General features: G+C 38.5%; 25 protein-coding genes. 17 read left to right on the top strand and 8 right to left on the bottom strand.

Translation table 11 applies throughout. The features are described 5' to 3' along the window. Window positions 1–17: 17 nt before the first annotated feature. Window positions 18–554, bottom strand: coding sequence for a histidine phosphatase family protein (locus POF52_RS22060; protein WP_271994916.1), 537 nt, complete (start codon window positions 552–554; stop codon window positions 18–20). 263 nt (window positions 555–817) lie between these two features. On the opposite strand from POF52_RS22060, the gene POF52_RS22055 reads away from it, so the two are divergent. After that, the gene (locus POF52_RS22055; protein WP_271994914.1) at window positions 818–1,699 is read left to right on the top strand and encodes a M23 family metallopeptidase; all 882 of its coding nucleotides are present in this window, start codon (window positions 818–820) and stop codon (window positions 1,697–1,699) included. Window positions 1,700–1,729: 30 nt separating this feature from the next. Here POF52_RS22055 and POF52_RS22050 read toward each other — a convergent pair whose 3' ends face one another. Beyond that, window positions 1,730–2,188 (bottom strand): hypothetical protein, encoded by a 459-nt coding sequence (locus tag POF52_RS22050; RefSeq protein ID WP_271994912.1) that lies wholly within the window; start codon window positions 2,186–2,188, stop codon window positions 1,730–1,732. A gap of 199 nt (window positions 2,189–2,387) precedes the next feature. On the opposite strand from POF52_RS22050, the gene POF52_RS22045 reads away from it, so the two are divergent. From POF52_RS22045 to POF52_RS22030, 4 genes are all read left to right on the top strand, one after another. Continuing rightward, complete coding sequence (locus POF52_RS22045; RefSeq protein ID WP_271995112.1) at window positions 2,388–3,032, top strand: GntR family transcriptional regulator; 645 nt, start codon at window positions 2,388–2,390, stop codon at window positions 3,030–3,032. An 80-nt stretch (window positions 3,033–3,112) separates the two neighbouring features. Next, window positions 3,113–4,144 (top strand): zinc-dependent alcohol dehydrogenase, encoded by a 1,032-nt coding sequence (locus POF52_RS22040; protein WP_013083641.1) that lies wholly within the window; start codon window positions 3,113–3,115, stop codon window positions 4,142–4,144. Beyond that, on the top strand, window positions 4,141–4,902 hold the full coding sequence (locus POF52_RS22035) for a glucose 1-dehydrogenase (protein ID WP_013083640.1): 762 nt from the start codon (window positions 4,141–4,143) through the stop codon (window positions 4,900–4,902). The genes POF52_RS22040 and POF52_RS22035 overlap by 4 nt, the downstream gene beginning before the upstream one ends. 62 nt (window positions 4,903–4,964) lie before the next feature. Continuing rightward, complete coding sequence (locus POF52_RS22030) at window positions 4,965–5,324, top strand: hypothetical protein (protein ID WP_271994907.1); 360 nt, start codon at window positions 4,965–4,967, stop codon at window positions 5,322–5,324. 44 nt (window positions 5,325–5,368) lie between these two features. On the opposite strand, the gene POF52_RS22025 is transcribed toward POF52_RS22030, so the two are convergent. Continuing rightward, on the bottom strand, window positions 5,369–5,599 hold the full coding sequence (locus POF52_RS22025) for a hypothetical protein (RefSeq protein WP_043981603.1): 231 nt from the start codon (window positions 5,597–5,599) through the stop codon (window positions 5,369–5,371). A gap of 263 nt (window positions 5,600–5,862) precedes the next feature. Between POF52_RS22025 and POF52_RS22020 the strand changes: the two genes are divergently transcribed. Continuing rightward, a complete protein-coding gene (locus tag POF52_RS22020) occupies window positions 5,863–6,375 on the top strand; it encodes a topology modulation protein (protein WP_176584054.1) in 513 nt (170 codons plus the stop codon). A gap of 79 nt (window positions 6,376–6,454) precedes the next feature. Here POF52_RS22020 and POF52_RS22015 read toward each other — a convergent pair whose 3' ends face one another. Both POF52_RS22015 and POF52_RS22010 read right to left on the bottom strand, forming a co-directional pair. Beyond that, window positions 6,455–7,126, bottom strand: coding sequence for a VOC family protein (locus POF52_RS22015; protein WP_271994903.1), 672 nt, complete (start codon window positions 7,124–7,126; stop codon window positions 6,455–6,457). 43 nt (window positions 7,127–7,169) lie between these two features. After that, the gene (locus tag POF52_RS22010) at window positions 7,170–7,571 is read right to left on the bottom strand and encodes a hypothetical protein (RefSeq protein ID WP_271994901.1); all 402 of its coding nucleotides are present in this window, start codon (window positions 7,569–7,571) and stop codon (window positions 7,170–7,172) included. Window positions 7,572–7,699: 128 nt separating this feature from the next. Between POF52_RS22010 and POF52_RS22005 the strand changes: the two genes are divergently transcribed. Beyond that, window positions 7,700–8,935 (top strand): MFS transporter, encoded by a 1,236-nt coding sequence (locus tag POF52_RS22005; RefSeq protein WP_271994898.1) that lies wholly within the window; start codon window positions 7,700–7,702, stop codon window positions 8,933–8,935. 21 nt (window positions 8,936–8,956) lie between these two features. Next, complete coding sequence (locus POF52_RS22000) at window positions 8,957–9,262, top strand: GNAT family N-acetyltransferase (RefSeq protein WP_271994895.1); 306 nt, start codon at window positions 8,957–8,959, stop codon at window positions 9,260–9,262. Window positions 9,263–9,371: 109 nt separating this feature from the next. Here POF52_RS22000 and POF52_RS21995 read toward each other — a convergent pair whose 3' ends face one another. Further along, window positions 9,372–10,283 carry a DMT family transporter gene (locus tag POF52_RS21995; protein ID WP_271994893.1) on the bottom strand — a complete coding sequence of 304 codons (912 nt, stop codon included), beginning with the start codon at window positions 10,281–10,283 and terminating at the stop codon, window positions 9,372–9,374. Between the two features lie 167 nt (window positions 10,284–10,450). Then, window positions 10,451–10,597 carry a hypothetical protein gene (locus tag POF52_RS21990; RefSeq protein WP_013083632.1) on the bottom strand — a complete coding sequence of 49 codons (147 nt, stop codon included), beginning with the start codon at window positions 10,595–10,597 and terminating at the stop codon, window positions 10,451–10,453. Window positions 10,598–10,817: 220 nt separating this feature from the next. On the opposite strand from POF52_RS21990, the gene POF52_RS21985 reads away from it, so the two are divergent. Beyond that, window positions 10,818–11,708: a LysR family transcriptional regulator gene (locus POF52_RS21985; RefSeq protein ID WP_271994890.1), complete on the top strand. Its 891-nt coding sequence runs from the start codon at window positions 10,818–10,820 to the stop codon at window positions 11,706–11,708. 84 nt (window positions 11,709–11,792) lie between these two features. Next, window positions 11,793–12,965, top strand: coding sequence for an iron-containing alcohol dehydrogenase (locus tag POF52_RS21980; protein ID WP_271994888.1), 1,173 nt, complete (start codon window positions 11,793–11,795; stop codon window positions 12,963–12,965). A 38-nt stretch (window positions 12,966–13,003) separates the two neighbouring features. Here the strand turns inward: POF52_RS21980 and POF52_RS21975 are convergent, their stop codons facing one another. Beyond that, entirely contained in the window at window positions 13,004–13,336 is a 333-nt protein-coding gene (locus tag POF52_RS21975; protein WP_176584049.1) for a hypothetical protein, read from the bottom strand. Between the two features lie 199 nt (window positions 13,337–13,535). Here POF52_RS21975 and POF52_RS21970 point away from each other — a divergent pair, with 199 nt between their 5' ends. The 7 genes from POF52_RS21970 (at window position 13,536) to POF52_RS21940 (ending at window position 20,058) form a co-directional block, all read left to right on the top strand. After that, window positions 13,536–14,573: an EAL domain-containing protein gene (locus POF52_RS21970; protein WP_271994886.1), complete on the top strand. Its 1,038-nt coding sequence runs from the start codon at window positions 13,536–13,538 to the stop codon at window positions 14,571–14,573. A gap of 172 nt (window positions 14,574–14,745) precedes the next feature. Next, window positions 14,746–15,990 (top strand): YeeE/YedE family protein, encoded by a 1,245-nt coding sequence (locus tag POF52_RS21965; protein ID WP_271994884.1) that lies wholly within the window; start codon window positions 14,746–14,748, stop codon window positions 15,988–15,990. A gap of 301 nt (window positions 15,991–16,291) precedes the next feature. Next, a complete protein-coding gene (locus POF52_RS21960) occupies window positions 16,292–17,398 on the top strand; it encodes a CapA family protein (RefSeq protein WP_271994882.1) in 1,107 nt (368 codons plus the stop codon). A 92-nt stretch (window positions 17,399–17,490) separates the two neighbouring features. Next, window positions 17,491–17,676, top strand: coding sequence for a DUF4083 family protein (locus POF52_RS21955; protein WP_043981614.1), 186 nt, complete (start codon window positions 17,491–17,493; stop codon window positions 17,674–17,676). Between the two features lie 100 nt (window positions 17,677–17,776). Further along, the gene (locus tag POF52_RS21950; protein ID WP_176584045.1) at window positions 17,777–18,010 is read left to right on the top strand and encodes a hypothetical protein; all 234 of its coding nucleotides are present in this window, start codon (window positions 17,777–17,779) and stop codon (window positions 18,008–18,010) included. Window positions 18,011–18,113: 103 nt separating this feature from the next. Beyond that, window positions 18,114–18,599 (top strand): GNAT family N-acetyltransferase, encoded by a 486-nt coding sequence (locus POF52_RS21945; RefSeq protein ID WP_271994878.1) that lies wholly within the window; start codon window positions 18,114–18,116, stop codon window positions 18,597–18,599. A 127-nt stretch (window positions 18,600–18,726) separates the two neighbouring features. After that, a complete protein-coding gene (locus POF52_RS21940) occupies window positions 18,727–20,058 on the top strand; it encodes a TIGR00366 family protein (RefSeq protein ID WP_271994876.1) in 1,332 nt (443 codons plus the stop codon). Window positions 20,059–20,102: the final 44 nt, after the last annotated feature.

The following is a 20,102-nucleotide window of genomic DNA, read 5'->3' as shown; positions in this document are numbered from 1 at the left end:
TTCTAGTAAGTTTCATTCTATTGCTTTTCAAAAAGATAAAGCTTTCCGTTAACAGCAATATCAAACCGAGGCCCTTTAAAGCCGCGTTTTATAAGTTCTTTACGCATAAACTTCATAATGCCTCCGTGGCTGACAATCAGCAAATCGTCTTCTGACTCGGAAATAGCGCGATCTAGCACTGCTGCTGCTTTTCTCTTAGTCTCAGCCATATCTTTACGAGCTTGTTTGTTGATGAGTCCGGACATGCGAAACAGTATTGCCCAGAGGATAAAAGGAAGTTTAAATTTTAATGGAATAATAGGCATAGGTATTTCTCTAAGTTCCGGAAGAAGAGTGATCTCTTGTTTATAAATATGCTTGGCCGTTTTGTGTGCTCGCGGCATATCGCTTGAAAAACAGCGTTTCCATTCGATATTATTCAAATCAGTCTCTCCATACGTAATATCTGATTCATCATATTCCTGAAACCAAGCCACTAGTTCATCAGTGGATAAGCGGTGGTTTTCTGGAAGCCCTTTGTTTACTTTGTAATGACGTACTAATGCTACTTTCATTGTGAAATCTCCTTAAAATCTAAGCGCCAAAAACACTTACTCGGCACAGCTTGATTTTCTTATTTAACGTTATTTTCATCGTACTGCACCTCCTTTCAAATATTTGTAAAATAAGTATAAAATGGATTGAGAAAATTGTAAATACGGCATAGAAGAAGATTTTGAGATAGAATAACTGGAAAATGAAACCTTTTCACAACGTAAAACGTATTACTTATAGATAATTCAAACAAATTGAAATACATATAAAAGGGTGGATTACAATGATAGATACAGAGAGAAAAGTGAACATCAGAGAAGAGTTTGGAACTTTATTTGCACAAGGGGATTTTAAGAAACTTTATGATTGTGTAAGCGAAGAATTTAAACGTCAAGTTTCACTTCAGCAATTTTTGGAGCAGAGCAAATTGTTTAATCAAGGAGAACAGTTCTACAGACTAGAAACAAATCTCTATTTAACTCCTCAAGCTGAGCAGTTTATTTGGTTAAATTCTACGCAGACAAAAGCCATCAGCATTATGTTTGATGAACATAACATTATACAAGCACTTGTGATTGCTCCTATAGAATCATTTTCAGAGAGAGAGCGATGGAGTACAAACAAATATACGATGCCGATTCAAAGTGAATGGTTTGTCTATTGGGGAGGAAAGCATGAGGTGTTGAACTATCACCATCCAGTCGAAAACCAAAGGTATGCGTATGATTTAGTCGTGAGAAAAGGAAAGCAAAGCTATAAAAATGATGGAATGAAAAACGAAGATTACTATGCCTATGGAAAAAAAGTTGTAGCGCCGCTTGAAGGAGTCGTTATCACAGCAGTTGATGGTCAAGAAGATAATGAAATTGGACATACGAATAAAAAAAATCCTTTAGGAAACCACGTCATCATTGAGCATGAAGGAAAAGAATACAGTGTGCTTGCGCATTTGAAGAAAGGATCGGTTTCTGTGAAAAAAGGAGACGTGGTTCGTAAAGGAACGCTGCTCGGAAGGTGTGGAAATTCCGGGAATTCATCCGAACCCCACATTCATTTTCACGTCATGGATGCCTCTGACATCGAAACGTCAAAAAGTTTGCGAATTCGGTTTCAGGCGGCCGTTGAACCGATTCGCGGAGATACGGTTATTCCATTTTTTAATTGATTAAAAAGCCATAGCGTTTGCTGTGGCTTTTTATGCAGGGCTTTCCTCAAATATAAAGTCAAGCAGCCGTTGAAACAAGTAAAGGATAATAGCTACGGTAGTCATGACAAGGAAAAGCCCAAAATGACTGATATCATACAGATTATAAAGCCCGATTTTAGCGAGAAAAGGAACAATAACATAACCATGAATCAAATCCAAAATAATGTTAACAATTATATACAAGATAAACCCAGGATACGTAAGGTAAAAGACAAAGATCGTAATCATAATATGAAGGCAATAAATCGTTGCTCCCATGCTAGTAAGAAAAAATACGTTTTCTTGAACCGTCCACCAGTGCATTTTTTCCGCTACTTGATAGGCGATTGTCATCATTAATGCAGCAAATAACCCTACAGTAAAAAATCGTTTAACACGCTGTTTATCAAGCAGCAGCAGTAAAAACCATGGAATAACAAGAATCCCCCATAATATAATTTGATTCATTCATCTGCCCACCTTTTATTTATCAGTAGTTCTTAGTGTAAGAAAGAATTGTAAAAATATACATTCTATAAAGAAAACGTTTACAATCAGATTACTTCTCTATATACTAAATCTTGAATACTTGTATACAAGTTGGTTAAGGAAGTGATGACACATTAAAAAGGTAACCTACCCGGAAAAATGGCTTCGCGGAGCGTCGCTGGGAGAACAAGTTGTAAGCAAATTAAGAATTCAAATTATGAGCGGCGAGCTGAAGAAAGGAGCCATACTATCGGAAAATCAGCTCTCGGCAGAGTTTGGAATGAGTCGATCTCCTATAAGAGAAGCGCTGCGAACCCTTTCAAACGAAGGACTCATTGATTTACAGCGAATGGGAGCAGTTGTTATTGGTTTAACAGCTAGGGATTTAAACGAGCTGTACGATGTTCGTCTGCTTTTAGAACATTTTGTCTTAGAACGTCTATCTGAAGTCAACCATGATTCGCTTATTAAAAAGCTTGAGCAAAGCATTGATCAAATGAACATGGCAGCTAAATACGATGACTATGTAGAGTTTGCTTATCAAGATTTACGGTTTCATGAGCTCGTGATTATCGAAGCAGACCACAAACGGATATTAAGGTTGTGGGAAAGCATCCGTGAAATTATTTTAGCTGCTCTTTTAATTACCACTGAAAAAAGATTTCAAGATGATAAAGCAGCTGTGCTCCCACTGATAAAGCAGCATCATGAAATGATTAAAGCATTAAAGTCTCAAAATACAGAACGTATTCAAGATGAAGTGAAGCGTCACTTTGAAGATACGCGAAATACGATAACAGCTTCACTTTTGAATGAAGCATAAAAAAAGGGATAAAAGATTCAAAATGTTTTTGGATCTTCTTATCTTCGATCTGTCGACAAGTATACAAAGGGGATGGGAAAATGAAAGCAGGTGTCTACGTTTCAGAAACAAAAGCCGTTATGCAGCAAAAAGCGAAACCGGTTATAAAAGAAGGAGAAGCGCTTGTACAGGTATCTCATGCTGGAATTTGCGGAACGGATATGATGATTTATTTTGGAAAACACCCTAGAGCACAAGCGCCACTTATTATGGGACATGAATTCAGCGGAGTTATAGAAGAGATCCGAGGGGAAACGGAATTTTCTTTAGGTGACCGCGTAGCAGTTGAGCCTACGCTTAGCTGCAGAACGTGCGAAGCCTGTGTAAGAGGACAGTTTCATGTTTGTAAGAAGTTAAAACTAATCGGTATTGATCAAGATGGAGGGTTCGCGGAGTACGTGGCTGTTCCAGTGAACCGCCTTCACCTCTTGCCAGAGAAACTTTCTAGCGCGCATGCAGCTCTTGCAGAACCTGTAGCGGTTGCCGTACACACAGTACGACGCTCGCGGTTGAAAGTAGGGGACCAAGCTGTCATTTTAGGGGCAGGACCTATTGGACTGCTGATCGGGATGATTGCGAAACGAGCAGGAGCAAAAAAAGTAATGATCTCAGATATTAGTTCTTATCGCTTAACTAAAGCGAAAGAACTTGGCTTAATACCAATTGATGCAGCGAAAAAAGACGTCGTAAAAGAAGTGTGCTTGCTTACGAATGACGTCGGTGCAGACGTTGTATTTGAAGTAGCCGGAAATCAAATTACAGCAAAACAAATGGTTGAAACAAGCCGTATTCAAGGAGAGATTGTGGTGGTGAGCGTATACAAAAACGCTCCAGAAGTAGATTTAGCAGCGATGCACTTTAAAGAAATTTCATTAACTACAACGAGATGTTATACAAAGGAAGATTTTCAGACGGCTATTGATTTACTGGCAAACGGTGAAATAGCAGCAGATTCTTTAATTTCTCATAAACTGCAGATTGAAGATATTCAAGCAGGGTTTGAGTTTATGCAGCGGCCTGATGAATCACTTAAGGTTTTATTTGCACCAAATGGAGAGGGGAATGAACAATGACAGTAGATTTATTTTCTTTAGATGGTAAAGTAGCAGCGATTACGGGAGCAACAAGAGGAATTGGAAGATCAATGGCGATTGCTTTGGCAGAAGCAGGTTCGGATATCGCTCTTCTGCAGCGATCAAAAGAATTTCTTGGAGTAAAAGAAGAAATTGAACGTCTCGGAAGAAAATGTTTTATTGTTAATTGTGATCTAGAAAATGCTTCTGAAGTAAGCGAAGCGATCTCATCGGTTGTTGCTTATTTTGGCAAGCTCGATATTTTAGTAAACAATGCGGGCATTCAAAGACGTTCACCCGCTGTAGACTTTGCAGAAGAAGATTGGGATGCTGTTATGAATGTTAATTTAAAAACCGTATGGTTGTTATGTCAGCAGGCGGGCCGCCAAATGCTTAAACAAGGAAGTGGAAAAATTATTAATATGGCATCTTTGCTTTCTTACCAAGGAGGTATTACCGTTCCAGCCTATGCTGCAGCAAAAGGCGGAGTTGCTCAGCTTACAAAGGCTTTATCTAATGAATGGGCAGCAAAAGGCGTAAATGTTAATGGAATTGTACCAGGGTATATTGCTACTGATATGAATGAAGCGCTTATTAACGATGAAACGCGCAGCAGACAAATCATTGAACGTATTCCCGCAGGCAGATGGGGGCAAGCAGATGATTTTAAAGGGGCGGTTGTCTTTTTAGCATCTGATGCATCTGCCTATATTCATGGGCACTTACTTGCTGTAGACGGAGGCTGGCTAGGAAGATAACGCATGAATGAACGAATTTTTTCATATCATGAACAAACTTAATTAAAAGGAGCGTTCGTGGTATGAAAAGGTGGATGTTAAATCTGGGTATTGCTGTCACAGTGCTTATAACTGCTTGGACGGTGTATACAAAGCCTGAAGAGAAAGAGGTTTCGCTATTTTCTTACGATCAGCCTTCTATAGTTGTTCAAAAAGAAAGCACAGACTTTGAAAAAGCGTTAAAAGCTTTTTTGATGCAGCATGGCTTTCAAGAAGTTAGGGTGCTGAATAACTATGCGGAAGCTCAAATTCTGATTCTTCCGCCCCGCGAACACCTTTCTTCCCATGAGAAAAGAGAAATTCAGCAAATGGTAAATCAAGTTGCCAAACAGTATCACGTTCATCCTGATGTAGTTAATGTTCAGTTATATGAAAAAAAGTAAAAAGCCTTTTAAAAAGGGGAACCCCCCTCGATAAAAGGCTTTTTTTACTCTTTTTTCTTCTCTTGTTCAGCGAGCTCTTCTTGTCTTTTAAAATGTGATTTTCCTAACGCATACACAAAACTAAAAAACAAAGGAAGTAAAATAGTCAGCAGCACAAGGCGGGTAAGCATATCGCCTAAATCATTTCTTGTTAAGTAAATATTAATAGCTGCAATGACAATATAAACAAAAATACCGAGGTTTCGTAAAAATCTCTTTAGCATAGATGCATTCATTTTTTTCACCTTACTTTTATATACTCACATTTAAGGTAAAGGAAACGATTCATAAAAGCAACCTATTTACTACAAAGCAAGAAGGAATATAGGAATTTATAATGAATATTTATAGGTTGCCTGAAAATCATGGAAATAAAAATCCTAACATGAAGTCGTTTTATAAAGCAGCTCGCTCCGAGTACACTGAATGCGCCGAGTCAGCTATAAACAGCTGCCTTCTCTTCAATCAGCTTTATTTCTTAAAAAGGTAAGGTGATAAGATGAAAAGAGTACTGGTAATGGGAGTTTCTCCAGGAGTAGGAAAGTCTACATTTGCCAAGAAATTAGGGGAAAAGCTTGATCTAGAAGTATATCATTTAGACAGCCTGTATTGGCAGCCTGGCTGGACGGAAAGAGACAATGATAGCTTTAGAGAATTGCAGGAGCACATTGTAAAAAAAGACAGCTGGATTATCGACGGGAACTACAGCAATTCCTATGACCTGCGAGTGAAACGTGCAGATACCGTTATTTATTTAGAGCTGCCGCTAATCGTTTGTGTGTACCGAGTAATAAAGCGGAGAATCGTATATGCAAGAAAAACGCGTGAAGATATGGCAAAAGGATGCCCTGAAAAAGTAGATTGGTCATTTTTTACGTTTATTCTTACTACGTATCGAGAACGGAAAAAAAAGATGAGAAACCGGTTTGAAAAGCTTAAAAAAGATGAGGATTACAAGGTTTTTATGCTGATGAACAGAAAGGACATCGAGAACTATATACAAAACCTATAGGGAGGAGTATGTGCTGAATTTTGAACAAAAATAGCCACGTAACAAGTTCGCTTGTTACGTGGCTTTATTAAAAAAACAATCATTCTTGCGTAATCTTCAACATTCCTTCTTCGTCGAGCGCAAGCGTTAGAGAATGGTTGACTTTTACCATTAATGGATGAACTTCAGAGTCTCGGTTCGAAAAAAACCACCTTCTTTTAGGCGTCCCTACAAGAAAAAACGCACTGCCGCTTCCTAAAAAGTTAAAGGTCTCGTTTAATAGCCTGTTGTTACGTACGGTGAGACCGGAGTTAATAAGCTGTGTCCCTACAGAGTGAACATGAGGAGTTGTCAAGTTGATTTCTCCTATGCTTAAAAGCGATCTAGAAGAAAAAGGAGCGTTGGATGGCGGGCAGTCTGAATGTCTTGAAATGTATTCAACAATATTATGAGCAGGGTCTTCAAAATAAAACGAATGAGCATCAAACGCTTCAAAATAAATCTCATCTTTCTTCTCTTCCATATTGAGGAAGACTCTCTGAGTAGCCCATTGCTTTGCTTCCATAAAGCGGTTTGCTGGAATATTAAAGGCAAAATGGTAAAAGGGCTTTGTATGTAGAGAAGTTTCTTTAAAAGTTAGCTCACTTTCACCAACTTTGATGGAAAAAGAACGCGGTGAAACGGCGGTTAAAGGGAAATCGAGAGAATTTACATAAAAATCCTTCATTTCGTCCAGTAGATGAGTGTACAGGACAGCTTGATTAATCATCATAAACCATTCCTCCTCGTTTAAACGTTGTCTAAATCACATGGCATTAAACAGATGTTTCATTATCCCTTTGAACGCTGCTTTTCCAGTAAAGCTGAAAAGAGCCTTTATGCTCCGAGCCTATAAAGTTAATACGATATCTTTTCGTTTTTTCAGGTGTTAAATAAAGAGAGTTATTGGCCATTTCAAAGAAACGTGTACGTCTTGGATCTTCTACATATAGAGAAAGATCTCCACTTTTAGTGTTTTTAGATAGCGTAAAAGCATAGGTTACGCCTTTTTTGAGTTTAATGCTCCGAGAGTAGCGACCTGTAAAGCTGTCATATTCTCCAAAGAAAACCTCACTTCGCTCTTTTTTTATTCTCCCACCTACAATTTGATTTTCCTGGCCGTTAAAGTTAATAAGTAAAAAAGCGATAAGAACAATAAGAAAACTATATTTAAACATAAAAACCTCCATCTACTAAATTATAGATAGTTTTGGATTTCGTCAAATAGTGTTATAGTTTAAAAGGGAAAAATTAACAAAATGAATTATCTTTTTGCATGTTACGTCTAACAGAAAGGAGAAAAGAATTGACTCAGCGTTTTTATCTTTTAGCAGCAAGTCAAGTAACCGCAAATGTAGGTTTTGTTCTTTATACAATGGCTGTCACTTCCTATATAAAGGAAAACACCGGTTCAACAGCTCTTGCGTCGATGATTACGATGACGAGCTTACTTGCACGGCTCCTTATCGGCCTTATCGTACCTTTACTAGCCGATACGTATAAATCCATTCACATTATGCGGTCTGTTCAAGTGATGCAGATAGGGATGCTTGTTGGATTGTATGTGCTGCTTACACAAGAATTTACAGTCACAGTACTAACGATGGGTTTTATCATTGTTGGAATCATTTCTTTTTTTAACGGCTTTTTTTCCATTTTTAAAACGTCAGTTGTACGCAGCTTAGTAAATGATAGTCAAAGAATGCAGGCGAATAGCTTGCTTTCAACAATTGATCAAACTTTTCTGTTTGCAGGGTGGTCGCTTGGTGGTTTCGTTTTGTCCTTAACGGGATCCACTCAGTCTCTCTTTATAACGGCAGGCCTTCTATCGCTCTCATTTGTTTGCTTACTGTTTATAAAAGAAGCCCATACATATAAACAAACACAAAAGCGAAGAGCGGCAAAACTAATGGAAGGATGGCGCTTTTTATGGATACATAAACGCATCAGAGCCCTCGTTATAATGGACCTTATCGAGTCGCTTTTTGGAACCATTTGGATTGGAGCTATTACTCTTTCTTTTGTGAAAGAAGTGCTTGAAAAAGGAGAAGCGTGGTGGGGATATATAAACGGTGCGTATTATTTTGGAAGCATAGTTGGAGGAATTATTGTGTACCGAATGTCTTCTATGGTAAAAGGAAGGCTTTTGCTTTTTATGTTCTTAGGCTCACTCGGTTATGCTGTTTTAACCGGTTTTTACGGTCTAGTAACGAACCCGTATCTAGCTTTAGTACTTTTGATAATGGTGGGTCCTGCCTATCAGCTTCGAGATGTAGCTCAGGAAACCATTTATCAAAATACCTGCAGCAATGGGATGCTTCCTAAAGTAATAGCGGCAAAATCAACTCTTGTACAGGCTGTGTTTATACTTTCCATAGCATTTGTAGGGACAGTAGCCGATCTGTTTGGGGTAAGGTTTGTATATCTATTTTCAAGCTTCATGCTACTTTTAACGGCTTTAATAGGCATGGCAGGATTAATGTATAACAAGCATTCTATCGAAATAGACAAGACATCTGCTGAACGGAGAGAAGGTATATGAGAATCATTAGGCTAATGTATCTTGTGGAGCATTTACAGTCAACAAAACAAATTAATTGGCGTAGCCGGCCTTAATGAAAATCCTCACAGCCAGTATGCTAACGCTGGAAGAGTAAGGAGGTTTTATGTTTCAGCTCAATTGTGCAGAAAGGGTATAGGCAAGCGACTTTTAAAAGAAGTCATTCACTATGCAGAGAATTATTACGACAGCCTCGGATTCTATACGGATACGGACAAAGCGAAACTATTTTATGAACGAAACGGTTTTAAACGCGTATACAATCAGCATAAAATCACTCATGAATATAAACTAAAAAATGTTCATTAATCAAACTAACGGGCGTTTAATTCAAGTAGGACATTAAAATAATATACGAATAACGCCCAGAAAAAATCTGAGCGTTATTAGCATGAATCAACCGAACCCGTTACTCTTGTTAGTTTGCTTTTTTAAGTTTAAGAGCTGTTTTAGGAGCAGGGCTTTTTTTGACAATATACAAACCGCTAAAAATAATAAGTCCTCCAAGCAGCTGCATAGCATTGATGGTCTCTCCAATAGTTACAGCAGCAAAAACAACGGCGAACAAAGGAATAACATACATGTAAACCATTACTTTTGTAGAACCAATTTTTCCAATTCCTACATACCACATCACCAGCCCGTACACTGTCACGAACAAAACAGAGTATGCCAGAGAGCTCCAGCTGCCTATATCTGTTGGCCATACAAGTGTTTGATAGGTGAAAAGACAGTAGACAGTAAGCGGAATAGCGCCGATTAAAGCGGACCACGCAGTCACGCGCAAAGCAGAATATTTTACGACTAAAGGTTTTGCTAAAATCGGGTACCAGCCCCAAGCAATGGCTGCCACAATCCCCATGATGTTTCCGAACCATGCAAGCTGCGACAGCGCATGACTAGAGTGACCAAACAGCAGTACAAACGCAGCCCCAAAAAAAGCAAGCACAGAGCCTAGCTGTGTTTTAAACGAAAAAGCTTCATGCTTATATAATATAGCTAGGATTCCTGTGAAAATAGGAGACATCGAAATAAGTAAAGAAGCATTTGTAGCTGTCGTATACTTAACAGATACCATAAACAGCGTTTGATAGAGCGTAACGCCTACTATACTGACCGCTATTAAGCGTCCCCAGTCTTTTTTTTCGATCCGAATGCCTCGCTCTATTATTCCTGTAATAAGTAAAAGAATAGGAGCCACCATTATAAAACGCAGTGCGCTAAATTGAATGGAAGACATATGAGCAACTCCAAATTTTCCGATTGCATAATTGGCTCCCCAAATTAACGCCACGGATAATAATATCCATTCCAGCCAGCCTTTTTTCATGTAATCACCTCGAGTAAGTATAGAAACTAAATAAGTGCGAATATCCTTAGTTACAAAGTATACAGGAAGAAATTATGTAAAAGGCCAGCCAATTCAGCTATTTTTATCTCATCCACTTGTTTTTAATACAAATAAAAAAGCAGCTGCATTAGCTGCGTTCATGATTGTTATCCACATTGTTCTATCTCATCTAATCGCACAAGTTCGACTTTAAAAGCATGATCAATCGGTCGGATTTCACAGTATCCTGAATCATATATGTGAATCAGTACAAAGCGTTTTCCTTTATATAACACTTCTTTGTAAGCTGTCATGAGATACACCCTTTCTTTTCATAGGTTTGTTTTTCATTCTATGAACAAAAAACGGCGTAATTGCCTAATATAAAAAGAATTTTTAAGGTTGATAAAATTGCTTGGCAAAACGAGTTCGCTTATACTGTACTGTGATTCTATTTACGTATAAGTTCTAATTACTAGAACAGCTTTAACATATGGACACGGAAACCAAACAGCAGTACATAAGGAGCAGCATATGGATATTAACTATTTATATACATTCAAAGAAGTAGCGAAGTGGGGGAGCTATACACGAACAGGCGAGGAGTTAGGGTATGCTCAGTCAAGCGTTACCACTCATATAAAAAAATTAGAGGATCATTACGGTCAAAAACTATTTGAACGAACAGGACAAAAAATGAAGCTGACTCAGCCTGGTGAAGAATTGCTTTATTATGTGAATCAAGTAACCGAGTTATTAAATGAAGCAAAAGAGCGTCTTACTACGAACGAAGATGCTAGAGGAACCGTTTCAATAGGAACCGTGGAGTCGCTGGCCGCCTATTTTATTACACCGTATATTCGTGAATTAAAAAAACAGCACCCTTCTCTAAAGATTATGCTAGAAGCGGGTTTATGTCCAAATTTAACACAAGGAATTATTGACGGAAAGTATGATGTAGCCGTTTTGCTTGATCGCCTTCAAACATCTTCAAGTTTAGAAGTGATTCCTATTCGAAAAGAAAACATGGTTATGATTGCTTCGTCTTCTCATTCTTTTAGTAAAAGAAACAGCGTTCTAATGGAAGATTTTGAGGGAGAGACCATTATTTTAACTGAGAGCGGCTGCCCTTATCGCACGCTTTTAGAAGAGATGATGCGCAGCAGCGGTATTCATATGCAATCGGTCATCTCGTTTAGCAGTCTTGAAGCGATTAAACAGTGCGTAGCGGATAATTTAGGTATTGCTCTTGTACCGGAAATAGCGGTAAAACAAGAGATGGAAAGTGGAAAACTGATTAAAGTCCCGTTTGACCACGAAGAATTTTATCTTTATTCACAGCTCATATTCAAAAAGAAAAAATGGCTGACGGCACCTATTCAACAATTTATTTCACTTGTTCAAGAAGGTTATCAAAAATATTGATAATAGATATAGAGAATCTTCAATAATGATGAAGTAGTTTTCGTGCTACACTTTTTATAAAACATGAAACTAGAGGTGTAGAACATGAATATATTTTTGCAGCACAATCCTACAAAATTATACTTTGGAAAAAATCAAATTACGAAGCTATCGCAAGAGCTTGCTTCTTATCATAAACAAGTAAACGTTCTGTTAGTATACGGAGGAGGAAGTATCAAACGAAATGGCGTATACGACGAAGTGAAAGCTGAACTTCAGTCTATTAACGCGGTTGTTCACGAGCTGTCTGGTGTAGAACCTAATCCTCGTTTGACTACGGTGGCTAAAGGCGTGGACATATGTAAAAAAGAAAACATTGATTTTCTTTTAGCCGTTGGGGGAGGAAGTGTAATCGATTGTACAAAAGCTATTGCAGCTGGAGCCGTGTATGAAGGAAATACATGGGATTTAATTACACGTAAAAAAGAGATTACAGGTGCGCTTCCTTTTGGAACGGTATTAACACTTGCAGCAACTGGGTCTGAAATGAATTCAACTTCTGTTATAACAAATTGGGAAACAAAAGAAAAGCTCGGATGGACGTCTTCTCACGTATTTCCCGCCTTTTCTATTTTAGATCCGGCGTACACATTTTCAGTGCCGCGCGATCAAACCGTCTATGGAATTGTTGACAGTATGTCGCATGCGCTTGAACACTATTTTCATCGCACGGAAAATACGCCGATGATCGACGGCTTTATTGAATCTTTACTAAGAACGGCTATACAAGAAGGTCCTAAGCTTCTTAAAGACCTGACTTCTTATAAGTATCGTGAAACGATGATGTATATCAGCACGACGGCGTTTAACGGAAGCTTAGCAAACGGAACGGACGGGGGAGACTGGGCTACTCACCGTATCGAACATGCTCTGTCGGCCGTATATGATATTCCCCACGGAGGCGGTCTTGCTATCTTGTTCCCTAACTGGCTGGAGCACGTCCTAAAAGAAGACCCTTCCCGTGTAAAACAATTGGCTGTAAACGTATTTGGCATTGATCCAGCAGGAAAAAGCGATGAAGAAACAGCAATGGAAGGAGCAAAAGCGCTTCGCACTTTCTGGAATGACTTAGGAGCCCCGAACTGCTTGCGTGACTATGATATTGACGATCGTGAGTTTGATGCGATTGTTGAAAAGACCTTTGTAAAACCAGGTGTTGGCACTTATAAAGAGCTTGACTATGCAAGCGTTCGAGATATTCTAGAAAGATCTAAATAAAAAAAGACGAGCTGCCTGCTCGTCTTTTTTATATGTACTCAATAATCCATTAGAAAATAAAGAAAAAGAAAAAAGCACAGCAAGATGCCTCCTGCTCCTACCGCTACTTCCGAAAAGCCTTGAATAAACGTACTTTTAGGACTGCCTCCGTCGTTTTGCACATGAAATATACGTTTTCTTTTGCGTTCATGTACGATTACCAACGAACCAAAAGCAACCGATAATAAGGTAAAGAGCGGGACCACAATTAAAAACAGCTTAATAGAACACGCCCAGTACGATATATAGAGCGTATAATACATTGCTCCAGTACTTAAGGCAAAGAGTATTAAAGAAAATAAAAACCACTTCGTAAAACGGTTTTTGCTCATGTATGGTTCACTTCCTTTTATCAGGTGCGTCTTATGATGTAGACAATAAAACACGTCTATCATTTTACCAAAACTTTTTAATACATTCTATTTTAGCGGAAAAATAGGGTTTGTAAGTTTCTTGAAAGTGGTATAGTTCCTAAGAACTATTCATGTGTACATACAAAAAACTGATGATATATGAGGGATAAGATGAGCTATGGGGTGCGACGCGTGTCTGCCAATTAGGACAGGATATACGGTTTCTTTTCAGAAATCAAGCGATGTGAAGAAATTGGAAAAATACTTTAAAAATATTTCTCAAAGCCAATGGAAGACTCTTGGAGAAGATATGGTCTGGATGAGGGAAGATATCTTTTGGAGTTTTATGGATTATGTTCATCAGCATCTAGACCCTCGGCATGTGTGGGCTGTAGAAGCCAAGCAGCGGAGCCCGTTTGAAAACCTGCGGGGTATGGAGCCAATCACCGTTTTTCAAAAAATGAAAGATGCCTTGTGGATTGATGAGCTGATTGAAGACAAGCGAATTTGCTCATATTATCAGCCCATTGTATCGATTGATCACGAACGCGTGCATATCGTTGGCCACGAAATTTTATCAAGAGGATTAGAAGAAGACGGAAGTATTATACCGCCTTTTAAAATGTTTGAAGCTGCTCAAATAAGAAATAAAACCTTCGCTCTTGACCGAGCCTGCCGCTTAGAAGCTGTAAAAAATGCTAGTATTATTGATCGTCAGCTGATTTTTATTAACTTTATTCCTACAGCAATATATAATCCCGAGCATTGCTTGGCATCTACATTTGCGTTAATTCAAGAATTGAATATAAAACCCGAACAAATAGTGTTTGAAGTGATTGAAACCGAGGATGTTCAAGATATTGAGCATTTAAAAAACATTTTGAATTATTATCGTTCCCACGGATTTAAATATGCTTTAGATGACGTAGGGGTTGGTTATAACACGCTGAAGAGGCTTTTAGAAGTGGAGCCTGACGTGGTGAAGTTAGCATTTGAATTCACAAACGGAGTCAGTAAAAATGAGAAACAGAAAAAAGTTGCCCAAGAGATGTTAGCTATCACCCATAAAATGGGGGCGAAGGCTCTTGCGGAAGGAGTAGAGACAGAAGAAGATTTAAAATGCCTGATAGAGATGGGATATGATTTGTTTCAAGGGTATTATTTTGCAAAGCCTCATCCTACTCCTGTAAAAGAGATTCATTCTATTTACGTTTAGCAACGAAAAGCAGAAGAATAGAAACTTCTGCTTTCTGTATGACTAAAGGTAAGAAAATTCAAAAAATAAACAATTCACTTTCATTTTGCTAAACAGTTTACAGGAGAAGGGAAGTGCTATAAGATGATAAATATTAATTCTTAGTATTTCTATCAGAAAAGGAGTGGATGATGTGTCGCAAACGTTGCACTCATCATATAAATCAAAGCCTACTACTGTTGTAACAGAATTAAGTCCTATGCAAAAGCCATTATTTGCAGGAGGGGTTATAGCAGCAGTTATTTTATTTCTTGCGATTGTGTTCACGACTAATTGGACGCAAGGTGTTTTATTTATTATCGGCCTAGCGTTAGGGATGACGCTTCTATACGCACGTTTTGGCTTTACATCAGCATTTCGCCGCCTTGTATCTGTCGGCAATGTTCAAGGCTTGCAAGCGCATATGCTTATGCTTGCAATTGCGTCAACATTGTTTGCTATTATTTTAAGTACAGGCTTTAGCTTTACAGGGGTAACGCCAAAAGGATATGTCTCACCTGTAGGAGTAAGCGTGATAGTTGGTTCGTTTATGTTTGGAATTGGCATGCAGTTAGGAAATGGATGTGCCTCAGGGACGCTGTATTCGTTAGGCGGAGGTTCTTCTTCTATGATTTTAACACTTTTAGCCTTTATTGTAGGTTCTATGTTTGGGGCGTATCATTTGCCATTTTGGCAAAAGCAACCTTCGCTTCCCCCTATCTCATTAGCTGAATCGACAGATCTTGGTTATTTTGGAGCTTGGATTATACAGCTTATCGCGTTCGCAGCGATTTACTGGATTACGATTCAAATTGCTAAAAAGAAAAATCCGCCTATGATGAAACAGCTTCCTACTACAAAAGGGTGGAAAAAGATTATTCGAGGCTCTTGGCCTCTATTCACAGCAGCGATTGTGCTGGCAGTATTAAATGCATTGACGCTTGCTGTAAGAGGAAACCCTTGGGGAATCACTTCTGCTTTTGCATTATGGGGCGGAAAAGCCATGATGGCAGCCGGGATAGATGTATCGAGCTGGGGATTTTTCCAAGGTGCAAATGGAGAAGCGTTAACGCAAAGTGTGCTAGCAGACTCTACCAGCGTGTTAAACTTTGGGATTATACTAGGGGCCTTCATTTCAGCGACGGCGCAAGGGACGTTCAAACCAGGAAAGATTAAGCCCGGAGTTGCGGGAGCAGCTGTTGTTGGCGGCCTTTTAATGGGGTATGGTGCGCGTCTTGCTTTTGGCTGTAACATCGGCGCTTACTTTGGCGGCATTGCTTCATTTAGTCTTCATGGATGGGTATGGATGGTTATGGCGATGCTTGGCACAGGCTTAGCACTATTTATCCGACCGATATTTGGACTCAAAAACCCTAAATCTAATGATTCGATTTGTTAAGTTTAGATAAAACCTTCTTTGCATGAGCAAAGGAGGTTTTTTATTTTAGGTGATGTTTGAAAACCTCTATATTTTTGTAAATTCCTTGACGTTTATCAAAAATCATCAGCTTTCTTCATAGAGCTTGTATTAAAAAAACCTCTTGTTTTAACTCAAAAAGAAGATAGGAATTTCCTTTTTTTATAAAAATTTCACTTATTTTGCCGATATAACAGGAAGATTGTATGTATTTGGCGAAATGTACATTAAACACCATGTCCAAACACAGTTATTAAAACGTAAAAAGGGGTTTTAACGTTACATGAATAAGTATTTAAAAAAAACTGTTATTTATGGAAGTTTGTGTTTTTTACTAGGAGCGTGCGGAGGAGCAGGAGAACAAACATCTTCTGAACCGCAGAAAAAAGAAGAAGCTGTAAAATCTAAAGAAGAAGCGACAAAAAAAGAAAAAAAAGAGGGCATTAATACAACCATTAAAATTAGCGCAGCGGGAGATTTTACTTTAGGAAATGATGAAAGCTTCAGCTACGATTCTACTTTTAATGACGTAGCGGCAAGAAATGGCCTTCCATATTTTACGCAAAATGTAAAGTCGATTTTTGAACAAGATGATTTAACAACGGCTAATTTAGAAACAACGCTGACAAAGGCGACCGAAAAAGCAAGTAAAACATTTCGTTTTAAAGGTGATCCTTCTTTTGTGAATATTTTAAAACAAGGAAGTATTGAAACCGTTAACTTAGCTAATAATCATACACGTGATTATTTACAGCAAGGATATGATGATACAAGAGAGAACTTAAAGAAAAGCGGAATAGGCTATTTTGGCTATGAAGATACATACATCACAACGGTAAAAGGAGTCAAAGTAGGATTGCTTGGATATCCGGGCTGGGATGACACCAAAGAAATAAGAAGCCAGATTAAAGACGGAATTAAGTCTTTAAAAGAAAAAGGAGCTAAAATTATCATTGTGCATTTCCACTGGGGGTCTGAACGACACTATGTTCCTGATACAGCGCAGCAAGCATTGGCGAAATATACAATTGATAACGGAGCAGATTTAATTTTAGGTCATCATCCTCATGTTGTTCAAGGAATTGAAGAGTACAAAAATAAATTTATTGTCTATAGCTTAGGAAACTTTATGTTTGGCGGAAACAAAAATCCAAGTGATAAAGATACATTTGTATTTCAGCAGACATTTACGATTAAAGATGGAAAGCTAACGACGAATAAAGACATCAACGTCATTCCATTCCGTATTTCTTCCACAACAGCACGAAACGACTACCGACCTACGCCTTTAACAGGCCTGGAAAAGGACCGAGTGAAAAATAAACTAATTGATGTTTCCAATCAAATCAAACAGGAAAAGTGGACAGTTTACGATGAAGATAGTAAATGAAGCTCTCAGCATTGAGAGCTTTTTTTTATAAAATAAAACAAAAATAACCAAAAAAATGATATAATGTAAAAAAATAGATTAAAGGTGGAACTATGGTTAATATAGGTGATATAATTTTTCAAATTCTTATGATGCTTATCCTGATAGGAATAGCAGGAGTAATAATTGCATTTATTATAGGCTTAAAAAGGTTGATTCAAAAGCAGGGGGCAAATGAAAAAAGGCTTCAGCGTATGGAGCAAAAGTTAGATGATATGCTGAAAAATAAAGAGTCTTGACTATACAGAAGCACTGTCAATACATCAGTGCTTCTCCACTTGACATTTTATAAAAAAGCAGTAAAATATGTATACATCATTTATATAGGGAGGAAGTTACATGGCAAAGTCAAAAGCAAAAAAAATGCGTGAAAAAATGACGCGTGAAGGCAAGCGAAACCCAGAATTAAACCGCAGTCTGTTTGTATTTGCAGAGATGGAAACGCGGAAAACCAAAACAAAGAAGGAAAAACTTCAGCATCAGCAAACAAAACATAAAAAACGATTATCAGACGGAGCGTACAGTACCGGAGATGATCGTTTTTTTATTGCGTTTCATACATCTACAAAATGAAAAAAGAGCTTTTTGACTATCCATCTTCACTTTGCTCAAACATTTTTACTGTAAACTTTCACAAAAAACCCTTATGATAGGAAAAGAAGGGGATGAACTAAGAATGCTTACGATTGAAGAAATACCTAAAGACCAAGCGGGCGTTTTGCAAAATTTGTATTCTCTTTATCTCCACGATTTATCTGCGTATACATCTTCTTTAGATATTCGCGAAGATGGAGCTTTCCACTTTGAAGAGCTGCCGCTGTTTTGGAAAGTAGAAGGCCTCTCGCCATACTTTATTAAAGTAGATGATAAGCTGACGGGCTTTTTTTTACTTCTTGAACAGCCCGCACTTCAGCAAGAAGCAGATTACTGCATCAATGATTTTTTTATCTTAAACAAATACCGAGGGCGGGGCATCGCTTCCAAAACGGTAAAAGACATTTTCTCTCATCGAAAAGGAACATATATGATTATTGAGCTTGCAGGCAATAAGCGGGCTATTTCATTTTGGAAACATATTTATAAAAGCTTACATATTTCCTTTCAAGAAAAGAAAATTGAACTTGACGGAGAACCAACTCTTATTCAAACATTTAGTGTGTAAAACCCTTCTGAAAAACAGAAGGGTTTTTTATTTAAACTAAATATTAACAATTTTCAACAAATTATGTATAATTAAAGATGCTTGTCGACATTTATTCACAGGAGTATTCCTGTAAAGGAGGAGTAAAATGAAAGCGTTATCTAATTTCTTTACGACGCTTGTGCAGCGTTTTTTACCTGATCCGTTTGTATTTGCTTTAATCCTGACGCTGATTTTATTTATATCAGGTATTGTTTTTACTCCTCACGGACCGATTGAAATGGTTCAGTTTTGGGGAAGTGGCTTTTGGAACCTTTTAGCATTTGCCATGCAAATGAGCTTAGTGCTTGTCACGGGACATGCGCTTGCGAGCTCGCCGCTTGTAAAGAAGTGGCTTGTGAACATAGCACTGTTAGCCAAAACTCCGGCACAAGGGGTAATTCTTGTCACGCTCGGCGCAGCTATGGCCTGTATGATTAACTGGGGGTTTGGCTTAATTGTAGGTGCGCTGTTTGCGAAAGAAGTAGCGAAACGCGTGCCGGGATCTGATTACCGGTTTTTAATTGCCTGTGCTTACATAGGGTTTTTAACATGGCACGGAGGCTTGTCGGGTTCGATTCCTCTTGTCGCTGCTACACCTGGAAACCCAATGGAAAAAACGGCTGGACTTATTCCGCTGTCAGACACGATTTTTACGGGGTACAACTTATTTATTACCCTCGGGTTATTAATTGTCCTTCCTATTATGACAAGACTGATGATGCCGACGGGAAAAGAAGTGGTAGAAATTGATCCAAGACTGTTGGCGGAAGATGAAATGGCTCCGGCTACAGTTGTTGAGACAACTTCTTCTAAGCCAACATTTGCTGTACGCATGGAGAACAGCAGGTTTTTAAGTCTGACGATTGCGCTTCTTGGGTATTCATATTTAATTTATTATTTTGCTACAAACGGTTTTAAAATGGATATTAACACAGTGAACTTATTGTTTTTTACAACGGGTATTTTACTTCACCGCACGCCTTTATCCTATATGAATGCCGTTTCTAATGCTGCGAAAGGAACCGCCGGGATTGTGATTCAGTTTCCATTCTACGCAGGTATTCAAGGCATGATGGAACTATCGGGATTAGGCGGGAAGCTAACGAACGCATTTATCTCGATTTCAAATGAAACGACATTTCCGTTTCTTGCGTTTTTAAGTTCTGGCGTTGTGAACTTTTTTGTTCCGTCGGGAGGAGGACACTGGGTTGTACAAGGACCTTTTATTATGCCGGCAGCTGAACAGCTCGGCGTAGATCCGGGAGTCGCTGCGATGGCCATTGCCTACGGAGAAGCATGGATGAATATGGCGCAGCCGTTTTGGGCACTGCCCGCACTAGCTATCGCAGGGCTCGGAGCACGCGATATAATGGGCTACTGCGTGACGACCTTAATTGTATCAGGCTTTATTTTTGCTATAGGACTAACGTTTTTCTAATACGAAAAGGTCAGCTGAAAAGCTGACCTTTTTTTTATTCTACA

Source organism: Priestia sp. AB, from assembly GCF_028369225.1.
Lineage (GTDB): Bacteria > Bacillota > Bacilli > Bacillales > Bacillaceae_H > Priestia > Priestia megaterium.
Note: the sequence above shows the minus strand (reverse complement) of the source record. Positions and strands in the feature narration are given on the sequence as shown.